Source organism: Thioalkalivibrio sp. ALJ3 (assembly GCF_000377205.1).
GTDB lineage: Bacteria > Pseudomonadota > Gammaproteobacteria > Ectothiorhodospirales > Ectothiorhodospiraceae > Thioalkalivibrio.
In genome coordinates this window covers 138,217-151,480 of sequence record NZ_KB897906.1, presented here as the reverse complement: position 1 = coordinate 151,480, position 13,264 = coordinate 138,217, and the positions used below count along the sequence as shown (strand labels likewise).

Genomic DNA, 13,264 nt, shown 5'->3' with positions numbered 1-13,264 from the left:
GGATTTCTGAACCATGAGTAGCATTGAAGAACGCGTCAAGAAGATCGTTGTCGAGCAGCTGGGCGTCAAGGAAGAGGACGTCACCAACAGTGCCGCCTTTGTCGACGACCTGGGTGCCGACTCGCTGGACACCGTGGAACTGGTGATGGCGCTCGAAGAAGAGTTCGAGACGGAAATCCCGGACGAGCAGGCGGAAAAGATCACCACGGTGCAGCAGGCGATCGACTACATCAACGAGCACATGAAGGACTGATCGGGCGCCCCCGGGCGCTCGCACAGGACACGGACGGGCCTCTCTGCGAGCAGAGTGGCCCTTCGTCGTTTCGTTGAGCGCGTATTTCAGTCTTTCCGAGGAGAACTTCATTGGCTAAGCGACGTGTCGTGATTACCGGACTGGGCATCGTGTCTCCGGTCGGCTCTACCATCGACAAGGCCTGGTCCAACATCAAGGCCGGAAAGAGCGGCATCTCTCCCATTGATGTGTTTGATGCATCGGACATGCCGGTCAAGATTTCCGGGGCCGTGCGGGACTTCGACGCCAATGACTACGTCCCCACGAAAGACCAGAAAAAGATGGACACCTTCGTCCTCTACGGGCTGGCCGCCGGGATCCAGGCGCTGGACGATTCCGGTCTGGAGGTAACCGAGGAGAACGCGGAACGTATCGGCGTAGCGATTGGTTCCGGGATTGGCGGTCTGCCCTATATCGAACGTTCCTACGCCGCCTATCTGAAAGGTGGTGCGCGCAAGATTTCCCCGTTCTTCGTGCCCAGCGCAATCATCAACATGGTCGCCGGGAATCTCTCCATCATGCGCAACCTGCAGGGCCCGAACATCTCGATTGTTTCGGCCTGTGCAACCGCTACGCACAACATTGGCGATGCGGCCCGCATGATCGCCTATGGCGATGCCGACGCCATGGTGGCCGGCGGTGCCGAGATGGCCACGACGCCGCTGGGGATCGGCGGCTTTGCAGCCGCGCGTGCACTTTCGACCCGCAACGACGATCCGGCGCGAGCCTCCCGGCCCTGGGACCAGGATCGGGACGGCTTTGTGTTGAGTGACGGTGCTGGCGTGATGATGCTTGAGGAGTACGAGCACGCGAAGGCGCGCGGTGCCCACATCTACTGTGAAGTAGCCGGCTTTGCCTGGAACGCCGATGCCCACCACATGACCCAGCCGTCTCAGGATGGCGGGGGTGCTGCCAAGTGCATGCTCCGCGCGATGAACGATGCGGGCGTGAATCCCGAAGAAGTGGGCTACATCAATGCCCACGGGACTTCCACGCCTGCGGGTGATCTGGCGGAGACACAGGGGCTCAAGAAGGCCTTTGGCGATCACGCCTACAAGCTGCTGGTGAATTCCACCAAGTCGATGACCGGGCACCTGCTCGGTGCGGCCGGCGGCATCGAAGGGGTGTTCACGGCACTGGCGCTTCGGGATCAGGTCTCGCCTCCGACGATCAATCTCGACAACCCCGGCGAAGGCTGCGATCTGGACTATGTGGCCAACGAAGCACGTGAGATGAACACGAAGGTAGGCCTTTCGAATTCCTTCGGTTTTGGGGGCACGAACGGCACCCTGGTGTTTCGCACTCTCTAAGCATATGGCAGTCGAACGGCTGGGGCGCGGGATCGACCTGGCGCCCCTGGCCCGGCGCTTTCCGGAGCGCTATCCACACCTGCTCGAGTCGGCGCTGATTGGTCAGGCGCCGGCTCGTTATTCCATACTATTCGCCTTTCCGGGCGCCACGGTCGATGCGAATGCGGATGCCGATCTGTTAGCCGTTCTCGACCAGGACCTGAGCGACTCAAGGCCCGACACGGAAGGCGAGCCGGGTTATAGCCACCTGCCTTTTCTCGGCGGCTGGTTTCTTTATCTGGGTTATGAGTGGGCCTGGCACCTGGAGCCGGCCTTGGGTAGCTGCCGTGAGGACCCCTGGCTGCCGACTGCACGAGCCATCCGCTTTCCCGCAGCCATCATCGTGGATCATCACGACGACCAGACGCTTTTGGTAAGCGAGGAGGGCACCGACCAAATTGCCTCCATGCGCGCGGACCTCGAGGTATGCCGAGAGGATGTGCTGGGGCCAGGGGCGTTGCCGGATCTCGTGATCGACGAGGAAGAACCCGATCGCTATCGCGCTGCGGTCAGGCAGGGGCTTGAGTACATTCGCGCGGGCGATACCTTTCAGGTGAATCTGTCTCGCGAATGGAAGGTGACCAGCGACGAGACACTTAACGGGGCTGCGCTTTATGCGCGGCTCAGGAATGCGAATGCCGCACCATTCGCTGCCTGGTTGCAGTTTCCCGAGGGGCAGGTGATCAGTTCGTCTCCAGAACGGCTGGTGTCGGTAGAAGGTGGCGAGATCGAGACCCGCCCTATCGCCGGCACGCGTCGCCGGGATGAAGACTCGAAAAAGGACTCTCGTCTTTTTAGTGAATTACGGGGAAACATTAAGGAACGATCTGAACATGTAATGCTGGTCGACCTTGAGCGGAATGATATCGGCCGAGTGGCGTCCGCGGGGAGTGTACGGGTAGCCGAGCTGATGACCGTGGAAAGCTACCGCCGGGTGCACCATATTGTGTCGAGTATCGTTGGAAGGCTGAGGCCGGGCGCGACTGCGGGCGATGTGCTGAGAGCTGTTTTCCCTGGGGGCACCATTACCGGGTGCCCCAAGATACGTAGCATGCAGATCATTCAGGAACTGGAACATGGTGCGGCCCGCGGGGCGTACACCGGATCCTGTGGATACGTGAGTCGGCACGGGCGCATGGATACCAACATCCTGATCCGGACCCTGGTGCTGCGCGGTAACGAACTTCGCTTTCGCGCGGGCGCGGGCATCGTGGCGGACTCGGATCCTGATCGCGAGCTCGCCGAAACCCGCCACAAGGCCCACGGGCTGCTGGATGCACTAGGAGGTCAGGCGTGATCCTGGTCAATGGCGCCAGGTCCGGCGTTCCGGGTAGCGACCGGGGCCTGTTGCTGGGCGACGGGCTGTTCGAGACGGTCCTGATGGACGCTGGCCGCCCACGCTTGTGGTCTTATCATGCCGCACGGCTGGAACGGGGGCTGAACAGACTGGGATTTCCGCTCGTCGATGAAGCGCAGCTGCGCGATGAATTGCAACAAGTCGCGCCAGAGGGACGCTGTATGGCACGCATTACCGTGACTCGTGGTGAAGGGCCCCGTGGTTATGCGCCGCCCGACGACGTTGCGATAACGCGGATTGTGTCCGGTGGTCCCGCGCTCGCGCCACCCGACGGTACCGACCCGGAACCGCTGCGCATGGGCTGGTCGCGGATAGCCATGGCGATTCAGCCCGCACTCGCAGGGCTCAAGCACACGAGCCGTCTGGAGCAGGTGGTGATTCGGCAAGCCTGGGAAGCCGGATGGGACGAGGCCGTCGTCTGCGATACTCGCGGGCGTCTGGCCAGCGCTACACAAGGCAATCTCTGGTGGCGCAGGGGAAAGTGCCTGTTCACACCCCCGGTGGACGAGGCGGGGATCGCTGGCACACGCAGGGCGTGGGTGTTCGACCATGCGGCTGCCCACGGCTTGGCCGTGCACGAGCAGAGCGCGGAACCACGGGCATTGCACCGGGTAGACGGACTTTATGTCAGCAATGCGCGCCTGGGATTACACCCAGCGCGTCTGATCGAAACGGACATGCCGGACACGGCATGGCAGGATGACCCGGTTCGGGTTCTGAGTATGGCGCTCCATGAAGCGGATTAGTGGTCTGATAATCGGGATTTTGCTGGTCGGCGTGACCGCTGGAGGCTGGTGGTTCGCTGATCGCTATCACCAGGATCTGAACCAGCCACTGGCACTGGATCAGACGGAGCGGTTCCAGCTCGAAAGGGGACAGGGGCTACGCCAGGTGAGCCGGGAGTTCGCGCAACGCGGCTGGGTCGAGCAGGCCTGGATGGTCGAGCTGTACGGTCGGCGCCAGGGCCTGGCCCCCCGGCTGCAGGCGGGCGAGTACGCGGTGGATGCCGGGGCAACCCCGCGCAGCCTGTTACACGCCATGGCGCGCGGCGAGGTGGTGCAGCACCGACTGACCGTCCCGGAGGGCTGGACGATCGCACAGGCCCTGCGCGCCCTGCGGCAGCATCCAGAGATCAATCCACCGCCAGAATCTGTTGGAGTCGACAACCTGCTGGAGGCGATGGACCTCGAAGAACTGGGGCATCCCGAGGGCTGGTTTCTCCCGGATACCTACTTCTTCGGTTCCGGCACGGATGCTTTGGACGTCTTGCGTCGCGCGTACCGCGCGATGGATGCGGCGTTACAAGCGGCATGGGAATCGCGCGTTGACGGTCACCCGGTCGAATCGCCATACGAATTGCTGATCCTTGCGTCGATCATTGAACGCGAGACCGGGCGTGGCGAAGAGCGGGATCGGGTCGCGGGCGTGTTCGTAAACCGACTGCGCCGCGGGATGTTGCTGCAGACCGACCCCACACTGCTCTACGTCCAGGAACCCGGAGTGCAGCGCCTGACCCGAGCCGAGTTACAACGGGATCATCCCTACAACACCTACACCCGGCCCGGGCTGCCACCAACCCCAATAGCACTACCGGGGCGGGCGGCCATCGAAGCCGCCGCGCGCCCGGCGGAGACGGACGATCTGTTCTTTGTCTCCAGGGGCGATGGGACGCATCACTTCTCCGAGACGTACCGCGAACATCGCCAAGCGGTGATTCGCTATCAGCTCGGTGGTGATGGTACCCGCTACGGCATCCGGAACCGACAATGACTACGCCCTCAGCCACAATCGCGTCCACCGACGCCCGCTTCGTGGTGCTGGAAGGCATTGAGGGCTCGGGCAAATCCACCCAGCTGGCCACCGTGGTGGAGGCTTTGCGCATGACGGGGATCGAACCCGAGTGCACACGGGAACCGGGTGGTACGGCGCTGGGAGAACGACTGCGGGGGTTACTGCTCGACCCTGATCTTCCCGGTATGTGTCCAGAGGCTGAGCTCCTGTTGATGTTTGCCGCCCGCGCGCAGCACCTCGACTCTGTAATTCGCCCTGCGCTCACGGCCGGGCGCTGGGTAATCAGCGATCGTTTCACCGATGCCAGCTTCGCCTATCAGGGTGCAGGGAGGGGGCTGGGAATGGAGCGCGTGGCCCAACTGGAACACTGGGTCCAGGGCGATCTGCGACCCGATCTGGTCCTGTTGCTGGACATCGACCCCAAAACAGGGCTCGAACGGGCTGTACAACGGGGGCGTCGTGATCGCATCGAGCGTGAGGCACTGGAATTCTTCGCGCGGGTGCGCGAGGCCTATCTGGAGCGGGCACGGACCTACCCGGATCGCTACCGTATCATTGATGGAAATGCCACTCCCGAGCAGGTGGCCGACGCGGTCGGCCGGGCGGTGCACGAGTGGCGAACCAACCCCATGCCTCGGGGCACATGATGCCGTTACAACCACCCTGGCTCGAACCCGTCAGACAGCAGCTCGTGCGACGCGGGCGGGGTGGTCGCCTCCCCAGCGGGATCCTGATCAGCGGCAGCCCCGGCATCGGCAAGGCACTGTTGACGACCAGCGTCGTCCAGAGCCTGTTATGCCAGCGGTCATCCGGCGACGAACCCGGCTGTGGCGACTGCAACGCCTGCCGCAGCCTGGAAGGGGGGGTGCATCCGGAGGTGAGGTTGCTGGAACCGGCCGAACCCGGCAAGGACATCCTGGTCGATGCCGTACGCGATGCCGCGGAGTTTCTGACCCTGAGCGGCTCGGCGGGCACATTGCGGGCCCTGGTCATCCGGCCCGCCGACTCCCTGAACCTGAATGCGGCCAACGCATTGCTCAAAACGCTGGAAGAGCCACCCGCCGGGGCATCTCTGTTTCTCGAGGCCGCGCGGCCGGCCAGTCTGCCCGCCACCATTCGCAGCCGCTGCCAGCAAGTCGACATCGCCAGCCCCACCATCAACGAAGTCCACGATTGGCTCGCGGCGGACACCGACCAGCCGGAACGCGTGGCGGAGGCCTATGCCGCAAGCCTCAACCGTCCGTTGCTGGCACGGGAAATCCTGACCGATGCGGCGGCCCTGGAGGCCTGGGAAACCGACCGTCAGATCCTGACAAACCTGCTGGACGCATCCAACCTGCATTCCAGCGCTGCCGCACTTCAGCGCAGCGTGCCGGAACGCTTGTTCCCGCGCCTTCAGGCCCTGCTGTTGTCGGCGCAGCGGCTGTTGCTGGTGGGGCAACTGGATGCCTTCGGCGAACAATTCCCGCGCACCCAACTGCTGGACTTCGCCCGCGCGCGTGGCGCACGTCGGCTGGCGTGGCTGGCGCAGCAGTCGCTGGAATGGCAGCGCCAGAATAGCGCCAACCTGAGCCCCGCGCTCCGCAGCGAGGCGATCGCACTGGCGCTGGGGAGACGCTGACAGTGTCTCGCAACAGGGGGTGGCGCGTGCCAGCCAGGATGAGGGATACTCGCTAGTCCAGACACCGTCGCGGGAGGGAACATGGCCGGGCAGGGCATGTTGACCTTGGCAATCAAGGAAAAACCAGCGCTGTACGCCGCGTACATGCCCTTCGTGACCAACGGCGGGCTGTTCATCCCCACGGACAAGTCCTACAAACTCGGCGACCAGGTCTTCCTGCTGTTGTCGCTACTGGACGATTCCGACCGCCTGCCGACCCCGTGCACGGTAGTCTGGATTACCCCGCCCAGGGCTCAGGGCAACCGCCTGCGCGGCATCGGCGTGCAGTTCAACAAGTCCGACAAGGGCGTCACGCACCGCCGGATCGAGGAACACCTGGGCGGGATGCTCAACTCGGATCGCAAGACCCACACGTTCTGAGCATCTGAGCACTGCAACCGTCAGGCCGCGATCCCGAGCGCTTTCTGCACCTGATCCAAGGCCCGCTCGATCTGCTGATCCGTCAGGTAGTAGTGCGGCGAAAAGCGGATGCCCCCACCACGTACCGCGCACAACACCCCACCGGCCTGGAGCCGCGCATAGACGGCGTCGAGATCCGCCGCAGGTGGGCGAAAGGTCAGGATGCCTGCACGGCGGCCACGCGGCGTCAACACGTCGCATCCCATCGCCTCCAGCTCCTCGGCCAGGTGGTGCCAGTGGAAACAAATATCATGATCGATATTCTCGATCCCCACCTCCAGTAGCAAGGAAAGGCTGGCATGCAACGCATGGATACCCAGCATGTTGTGGCTACCGGGTTCGAAGCGACGTGCCGAGGGGGCGGGGGTCAACTCCGGATTCGAGAAATCACCGGCATGCGCCAGCATGTTCCACCCGTACTCCAGTAGCCGGAGCTGATCGCGAATCTCGGGATTGACGTAGAAGATCCCGATTCCCTCCGGTGCCAGCATCCACTTGTGGCCATCCGCCATCACAAAATCCGCATGACAACCCGGGGCGTCGAAGGGCAACGCCCCCAGGTGCTGGATCGCGTCGACGCAAAACAGGATGCCCCGGGCACGCAGCTCTGCCCCGAGCGCCTGGATATCCACGCGAATGCCCGAGTCATAACGCACCGCGCTGGTCGCGACCATCCGCGTCTGGCGGTCGCAGGCGGCCAGCAGGTCGCGTTCGGGCTCATCGCTCACCTCGACCTCGCGCACCTCAATACCGAACCGCTCACCCGCCGCGTGCCAGACGACGCGATTGGAGGGGAATTCTCCGGCCGGGAATACCACGTTGTCACCCGCCGACCAGGGGAGTCCGAACGCCACCATGGAAAGCGCTTCCGAGGTGTTCTTGACGAAGGCGATATCCGCGGCGTCGCGGGCCCCGATCACGGCGCGTGCCAGCTCGCGCGTCGCATCCACACGCTCGAGCCACCGTCCATAGTCCTTCGAGCCCTGGCGCACGTTCTCGCGAGCGAACTGGCAAACCGCCTCCTCGGTACGCCTCGGCCAGGCGCCAACCGCCGCGTGGTTGAGATGGATGATGTCCTGATGCGGGAATTCGGGGTGCATGCGATCCTCCTGGCCGGTAGCAAAGAGTACCTCAGAAGGGCGGGCAGGCTGAATCCCGAGGCGCTCGCGGGATGCCTTGTCCGGTCAGGGGCCCCCTGCTACTTTCCGCGCATTGCAAACTTCGCCCCTCTGGCGCCTTTCAAGCGCAAAGGGGCCACAGCGCCCGAGAGTCCACCACATGGATAACGAACAACTCAAACGCCGGGACCTGCGTGCCCTCTGGCACCCCTGTACCCAGATGAAGGATTACGGAGAGGAGGGGACCCTGCCGTTGCTCCCGATCCAGCGCGGGGAAGGCGTCTGGTTGTACGACTTCGACGGCAATCGATACCTCGATGCCATCAGCTCCTGGTGGGTCAACCTGTTCGGCCATGCCAACCCGCGAATCAACGCCGCCGTTCGCGACCAGCTGGACCAGCTCGAGCACGTGATCCTGGCGGGCTGTACGCATGAACCTGTCGTGGAGCTGTGCGAACGGCTGATCGACCTTACCCCCGAAGGGCTCGACCGGGTCTTCCTGGCGGACAATGGCAGTGCCGGGGTGGAGGTGGCGCTCAAGATGAGCTTCCACTACTGGCTCAACACCGGCCGGGGCGAGAAGACTCGATTCATCCGCCTGTCCAACAGCTACCACGGCGAGACCCTGGGGGCACTCTCGGTCAGCGATGTGCCACTCTACAGCGCCACCTACAAGCCCCTGATGCTGGATGTGATCACTGTCCCCGCACCGGACTGCTACGAGCGCGAAGCAGGGGAGAGCTGTGCCGACGTGGCACGGCGACAGTTCGCCCACATGGAGGCCGCACTCGCCGAACACGCGGATGAGGTCTGTGCCGTAATCGTGGAGCCCCTGGTCCAGTGTGCGGGCCACATGCGCATGTATGACCCTGAATACCTGCGCTTGCTTCGGGACGCCTGTGACCGCCATGGCGTGCACCTGATCGCCGACGAGATCGCGGTGGGATTCGGACGCACCGGGACCATGTTCGCCTGTGAGCAGGGACCGATCGTCCCGGATTTTATGTGCCTTTCAAAGGGCCTGACCGGCGGCTATCTGCCGATGGCCGCCGTTGTGACATCAGAAGAGATCTACAACGCCTTTTACGACGATTATGAGAAACTCAATATGTTTCTACACTCACATTCCTACACAGGTAATCCTTTGGCCTGTCGTGCGGCACTGGCCACGCTTGATATTTTTTCATCCGACCCCGTACTGGAACGGAACAAGGCGCTGTCCGAACATATGGCCAGGCGACTCGCCCCACTGGCCGACCACCCCCACGTCGCCGACGTCCGCCAGCACGGCATGATCGCCGCCATCGAGCTGATTCAGGACAAACAAACCCGAAAACCCTACCCATGGCAGGAACGCCGGGGTCTGACAATTTACCGACATGGCCTTAGCCGAGGTGCGCTTTTACGGCCACTGGGCAATGTCTCCTATCTGATGCCCCCTTATGTGATTACGCCGGAGCAGATCGATTTTCTCGTTGACGTCATGGGCGAGGGGATCGATCGAGCAACGGACGGCATCTAACTCAAATATGTGCGCCCGCGCACGCATTTCGGATTCTTCGTACCTGTCGCATTACTTTCATCCATCCGTGCTTGACTGGCCGCTAGTCAGGGCCTATATACTTTCCATTAATCATGCACACCAGATCAGTATTACGCCCATCGTAAGGGCATCTGGGGTAAGTCTGGAAAATCTAGTCCGTTGACTCAGGCGTGCCTCGTCTTTCCAATAGTAACTGCGAAAACACGGAGAGCAGGTGACGTTATGAGTGATCTAAACGATGATTTGGGAGAAGTACTGATCGTGACGCCAGCGTCACCGCAGTCGGCGTTGTTCATCGAATATGTGTCCGAAAAAACCGGGTGCGCCGTAACAGGGCTAGAGCCCGGATCTCCAAGGGTCTCGCAAACACTCAGGGACTACAGCCTCGCTCTTTTTGATGCCAGTTCACTGGACGAACGTGATATTGGTCACGTCCAGCAAGCCGTTGCCGATGGTGCCAAAACCGTCTTCGCAGGGTTCAACATTCCCAGTGAAGACGAAGCACTGCGCCTGCTCGACGTGTTGTATCTGCAGGGGATTTTCTACAAGACCGATCAGCTTGACCTCTTGTGCAAGGGCGTTGTCTGCCTCCTGAACGGAGACTTCTGGATGTCCCGCCACCTGATGACCCGACTGGTGAGGTTGTACCGCCAACAGCGCACGAACACCTACCGCCCGGCCTGTGGGCTGACTCAACGCGAACTGGAAATCCTGGCGATGCTGGGCTCGGGCGAGACCAACATGAATATCGCGAAGCAGCTGTTCATCAGTGAGCATACGGTCAAGTCTCACCTGTACAACATCTTCAGGAAGATCGAGGTCAAGAATCGCACCCAGGCGATCAATTGGGCCAAGGACCACCTGGGAGCACCCCCTCCGCAGGTTATGTGGCGACGACGCCGGGCGGAGGCTCGCGCCGTCTAGACCCTGGGCGTCGGCCGTTCCCTGCAGCTACCTTGTGGTATGCGCGCCCCGTGTTTGGCATGGGTGCGCGCTTCGGCCGTGTGTAACGCCGTAACGAAGCAGGATCAGTGCTATACCACCAAGCGCCTGCGACGGAGACACGTACAACGTATTGCCGAGTGCCGTCATACACCATCGCTACACAATCAGTCGGCTAATACTTGTCACGTGATAACGACCGACAAACCTCTCCCGAAAAACCACCCGTTATTCTGATGTCCACCCAGGGTTCCGCCGCCATACTGCACTCTGGATCCAGCCGCTACGCATCATCGCGCGTCGGACTCTCAGGACTATCGAGCCTGGCAGGCGAGGCCGGTCGGTACTCTTTCGCGGATGCACCGGTTCAAGGATCCCCGTGACTCCCTGTGGCTCCCCATAGCGAGACACGTTCATGGCGATCCTGGTCGGATTGCCCTTGGCCTGAGGTACTCATGCGATGTCGACATCATCGCCCAAGGAATCGCGTATTACTCTGCAAGCCTCCGGGCCCGAGGGCACCGCATACTCGATTACGTGCACAGTCACCAGGACGCACGAGGTCGAGGAAGTGGAGTTCGAGGGAGTCGTGCCACTGGAAGTGGAGTTCGAAGGTATCGGGGTGGACTGCCGGGTCGTACAGCTTAGCGGTCCCGGGTATCTGGACCTGGTCCTGACCAAGAACGGGCATGCCACGCGTTCACGTAGCCACGGCCTGAACAGCGCGATGAATCTCAGGATCCGATAGCGATCGGACTTCTAGGCCCACCCATACATGACGCATAATACATATTATGTTAAGTCATGGAACAAGGGGTTGCGTGCTCGGCCAGGCGCCCGGCCTCTCCCCCGTAATAATGGTCAAGAGAGCGTCTCGATCACGTGTATGAGCACGTCCTTCACCCGTGCCATGCCCTCATCCAGATTGCGCCCGATCTCGTCCATGGTGATCTCGCCTTCGGTACGTCCCGCCGCCCAATTCGCGATGACGGCACAGCAGGCGTAGTTGAGGTCCAGCTCGCGGGCAAGCGCCGTCTCGGGCATCCCCGTCATGCCGACCAGATCGCAGCCATCCCTTGCCATACGATCGATTTCGGCCGCCGTCTCCAGGCGCGGGCCCTGGGTCGCGCCATACGTTCCCCGGTCCGCGGCCTCGATGCGGAGATCGTCAATCGCATTCAGCAGTGTCTCCCGGACACCCTGGTTGTAAGGCCAGGTCATGTCGATATGGGTGACGGCATCGAGATCGCCCCCCTCGAAAAAGGTATTGGCGCGCGACCAGGTGTAGTCAATGATCTGATCGGGGATGGCAATCATGCCCGGCTTCATGCCTTCCGTGATCCCGCCTACCGCGGCCACGGCGATTACGTTGTCGACCCCGGCATTCTTCAGCGCCCAGATGTTAGCCCGGTAATTCACCTGATGCGGCGGAATCGTGTGGCGGGCCCCGTGACGTGGCAAAAAGACAATTTCCGTATCATTCAGACGGCCGAACACCAATGGCCCAGAAGGCTCTCCATAGGGAGTGTGCATCACCTGCCTGCGGGTGATTTCCAGGGATTTCAGCTGGGTCAGGCCGGTGCCGCCGATCACGGCAAGACGGGGTGTCGACATAAATCTTTGTGTCCCTAGTGGTTTGCGACGGCAAATATGCCGGGTGCGTTTCGAAGGTAGTCCTGGTAATCCATCCCGTAGCCGAACACATAGCGATTCGGCACCTCCAGGGCGGCAAAATCGACCGTGATCGCGGGATCGCGTTCGGGGTTGGCCTTGTCCACAAGGACCACCGAATACACCTTCTCGGCGCCCTGCTCTTCGCAGAACGCCTGGATCCCCTCAAGGGTGATACCGCCGTCCAGGATGTCATCCACGATTACGACGGTACGCCCACGAATCGGTGTCTGCGGCCGCGCCAGCCAGTGCAACTGCTCCCCTCCCCGGGTGCCACCGCGATAACGCGTGGCATGCAGATAGTCCACCTGCATGGGAAACGACCAGCGAGTTAGAAGCCCCCCCATCAGCACCACACCACCGTTCATCACGCCCAGGACCAGGGGGTTGCGGTCCTTCAGCACCTGCGCGGTTCGTTCGGCCAAGCGATCGATCGCGGTTTCAACCGCGTCACGGCTATAGAGGCAATCGGCATCTCGGAGCGTCGCGCGGGCCTGTTCCGGGCTCATCAAAGGTCCTGATGTGGTTTTGAGAGGAAGGATGTTGGCCGAGTGGCTGGCCGACGGCAAGGCCTGACTCCGGGGTGTATGGAGGACTCAGGCCGTGCAAACGCAACCGGCCGGCGCAAGGGCCGGCCGGTTGGCAAAGCAACGGATGTGTGAACCCTTAGTAGGTAAAGGTCACGGTGTCGTCATCCATGGCTTCGGAAATCACGTAGGCGCCGCCCACGGTTTCCTCGATTTCCGGAATCAGGTCATTGCCCCACAGATCCAGGGTCGGCGTGCAGACCTTCATCACGACGCCGGCTTCGTGGGCATCCTTGATGAAGTCGTACACGCTCTTGCTGGAGCCTTCCTGGACATACAGGTTTTCGGCAACGCCCTTCTTGGCCAGTTCGCCGGCACGGCCGGTCATGACGACCTCGACGTCATATTCCATCGCGGCGGCCACAGTGGCCTGGAAAAACGGGGCGCCCAGCTCGGAGGGGCTGCTCGGATCGGTGTTAACCATGACGATCAGGAGCTTGTCGGCCATTTTTGATCTCCAACTTCAGTGGTGAGTGTGAATATTAACAGCTGCTCAAGCGCAAACCGGTGGCGCATTATAGGCGTGCCAGCGCC

15 protein-coding genes are annotated in these 13,264 nt (G+C 62.0%); 11 read left to right on the top strand and 4 right to left on the bottom strand.

Features of this window, described 5'->3' with window-relative positions; translation table 11 throughout:
* Window positions 1–13 precede the first annotated feature (13 nt).
* The 8 genes from acpP to C935_RS0104860 all read left to right on the top strand — a co-directional run bounded on the left by acpP (window position 14) and on the right by C935_RS0104860 (window position 6,830).
* Window positions 14–253: an acyl carrier protein gene (gene acpP / locus C935_RS0104895; RefSeq protein WP_012982657.1), complete on the top strand. Its 240-nt coding sequence runs from the start codon at window positions 14–16 to the stop codon at window positions 251–253.
* A 128-nt stretch (window positions 254–381) separates the two neighbouring features.
* Window positions 382–1,602, top strand: a complete 1,221-nt coding sequence (fabF, locus tag C935_RS0104890) for a beta-ketoacyl-ACP synthase II (protein ID WP_018861398.1) — start codon at window positions 382–384, stop codon at window positions 1,600–1,602.
* Between the two features lie 4 nt (window positions 1,603–1,606).
* Window positions 1,607–2,938, top strand: coding sequence for an aminodeoxychorismate synthase component I (locus C935_RS0104885; RefSeq protein WP_018861397.1), 1,332 nt, complete (start codon window positions 1,607–1,609; stop codon window positions 2,936–2,938).
* A complete protein-coding gene (gene pabC / locus C935_RS0104880) occupies window positions 2,935–3,744 on the top strand; it encodes an aminodeoxychorismate lyase (protein ID WP_018861396.1) in 810 nt (269 codons plus the stop codon). Before C935_RS0104885 ends, pabC begins: the two co-directional genes overlap by 4 nt.
* Window positions 3,731–4,768, top strand: coding sequence for an endolytic transglycosylase MltG (gene mltG / locus C935_RS0104875; protein WP_018861395.1), 1,038 nt, complete (start codon window positions 3,731–3,733; stop codon window positions 4,766–4,768). Before pabC ends, mltG begins: the two co-directional genes overlap by 14 nt.
* Window positions 4,765–5,436: a dTMP kinase gene (gene tmk, locus C935_RS0104870; protein WP_018861394.1), complete on the top strand. Its 672-nt coding sequence runs from the start codon at window positions 4,765–4,767 to the stop codon at window positions 5,434–5,436. The genes mltG and tmk overlap by 4 nt, the downstream gene beginning before the upstream one ends.
* Window positions 5,403–6,410 (top strand): DNA-directed DNA polymerase, encoded by a 1,008-nt coding sequence (locus C935_RS0104865; protein WP_026278648.1) that lies wholly within the window; start codon window positions 5,403–5,405, stop codon window positions 6,408–6,410. The genes tmk and C935_RS0104865 overlap by 34 nt, the downstream gene beginning before the upstream one ends.
* Window positions 6,411–6,491: 81 nt before the next feature.
* Window positions 6,492–6,830 carry a PilZ domain-containing protein gene (locus C935_RS0104860; RefSeq protein WP_018861392.1) on the top strand — a complete coding sequence of 113 codons (339 nt, stop codon included), beginning with the start codon at window positions 6,492–6,494 and terminating at the stop codon, window positions 6,828–6,830.
* Between the two features lie 20 nt (window positions 6,831–6,850).
* Here the strand turns inward: C935_RS0104860 and C935_RS0104855 are convergent, their stop codons facing one another.
* Window positions 6,851–7,969 carry an aminotransferase class V-fold PLP-dependent enzyme gene (locus C935_RS0104855; RefSeq protein WP_018861391.1) on the bottom strand — a complete coding sequence of 373 codons (1,119 nt, stop codon included), beginning with the start codon at window positions 7,967–7,969 and terminating at the stop codon, window positions 6,851–6,853.
* Window positions 7,970–8,147: 178 nt separating this feature from the next.
* Here C935_RS0104855 and C935_RS0104850 point away from each other — a divergent pair, with 178 nt between their 5' ends.
* The 3 genes from C935_RS0104850 (at window position 8,148) to C935_RS0104840 (ending at window position 11,220) form a co-directional block, all read left to right on the top strand.
* Complete coding sequence (locus C935_RS0104850; RefSeq protein ID WP_018861390.1) at window positions 8,148–9,509, top strand: adenosylmethionine--8-amino-7-oxononanoate transaminase; 1,362 nt, start codon at window positions 8,148–8,150, stop codon at window positions 9,507–9,509.
* Between the two features lie 243 nt (window positions 9,510–9,752).
* Window positions 9,753–10,454, top strand: a complete 702-nt coding sequence (locus C935_RS13380) for a LuxR C-terminal-related transcriptional regulator (RefSeq protein ID WP_018861389.1) — start codon at window positions 9,753–9,755, stop codon at window positions 10,452–10,454.
* 478 nt (window positions 10,455–10,932) lie between these two features.
* A complete protein-coding gene (locus tag C935_RS0104840; RefSeq protein ID WP_026278646.1) occupies window positions 10,933–11,220 on the top strand; it encodes a hypothetical protein in 288 nt (95 codons plus the stop codon).
* A gap of 113 nt (window positions 11,221–11,333) precedes the next feature.
* Here C935_RS0104840 and C935_RS0104835 read toward each other — a convergent pair whose 3' ends face one another.
* The 3 genes from C935_RS0104835 to C935_RS0104825 form a co-directional block, all read right to left on the bottom strand.
* Window positions 11,334–12,086 (bottom strand): S-methyl-5'-thioinosine phosphorylase, encoded by a 753-nt coding sequence (locus tag C935_RS0104835; RefSeq protein ID WP_018861387.1) that lies wholly within the window; start codon window positions 12,084–12,086, stop codon window positions 11,334–11,336.
* Between the two features lie 14 nt (window positions 12,087–12,100).
* Window positions 12,101–12,652, bottom strand: coding sequence for a hypoxanthine-guanine phosphoribosyltransferase (locus C935_RS0104830; protein WP_018861386.1), 552 nt, complete (start codon window positions 12,650–12,652; stop codon window positions 12,101–12,103).
* Window positions 12,653–12,809: 157 nt separating this feature from the next.
* Window positions 12,810–13,178 carry a DsrE family protein gene (locus C935_RS0104825; protein WP_018861385.1) on the bottom strand — a complete coding sequence of 123 codons (369 nt, stop codon included), beginning with the start codon at window positions 13,176–13,178 and terminating at the stop codon, window positions 12,810–12,812.
* Window positions 13,179–13,264: the final 86 nt, after the last annotated feature.

Coding starts and splice junctions, on each gene's coding strand:
- mltG (WP_018861395.1), top strand. CDS start 3,731: ATGAAGCGGATTAGTGGTCTGATAATCGGGATTTTGCTGGTCGGCGTG.
- C935_RS0104855 (WP_018861391.1), bottom strand. CDS start 7,969: ATGCACCCCGAATTCCCGCATCAGGACATCATCCATCTCAACCACGCG.
- tmk (WP_018861394.1), top strand. CDS start 4,765: ATGACTACGCCCTCAGCCACAATCGCGTCCACCGACGCCCGCTTCGTG.
- C935_RS0104830 (WP_018861386.1), bottom strand. CDS start 12,652: ATGAGCCCGGAACAGGCCCGCGCGACGCTCCGAGATGCCGATTGCCTC.
- C935_RS0104835 (WP_018861387.1), bottom strand. CDS start 12,086: ATGTCGACACCCCGTCTTGCCGTGATCGGCGGCACCGGCCTGACCCAG.
- C935_RS0104850 (WP_018861390.1), top strand. CDS start 8,148: ATGGATAACGAACAACTCAAACGCCGGGACCTGCGTGCCCTCTGGCAC.
- acpP (WP_012982657.1), top strand. CDS start 14: ATGAGTAGCATTGAAGAACGCGTCAAGAAGATCGTTGTCGAGCAGCTG.
- C935_RS0104840 (WP_026278646.1), top strand. CDS start 10,933: ATGTCGACATCATCGCCCAAGGAATCGCGTATTACTCTGCAAGCCTCC.
- C935_RS0104885 (WP_018861397.1), top strand. CDS start 1,607: ATGGCAGTCGAACGGCTGGGGCGCGGGATCGACCTGGCGCCCCTGGCC.
- C935_RS0104860 (WP_018861392.1), top strand. CDS start 6,492: ATGGCCGGGCAGGGCATGTTGACCTTGGCAATCAAGGAAAAACCAGCG.
- C935_RS13380 (WP_018861389.1), top strand. CDS start 9,753: ATGAGTGATCTAAACGATGATTTGGGAGAAGTACTGATCGTGACGCCA.
- C935_RS0104825 (WP_018861385.1), bottom strand. CDS start 13,178: ATGGCCGACAAGCTCCTGATCGTCATGGTTAACACCGATCCGAGCAGC.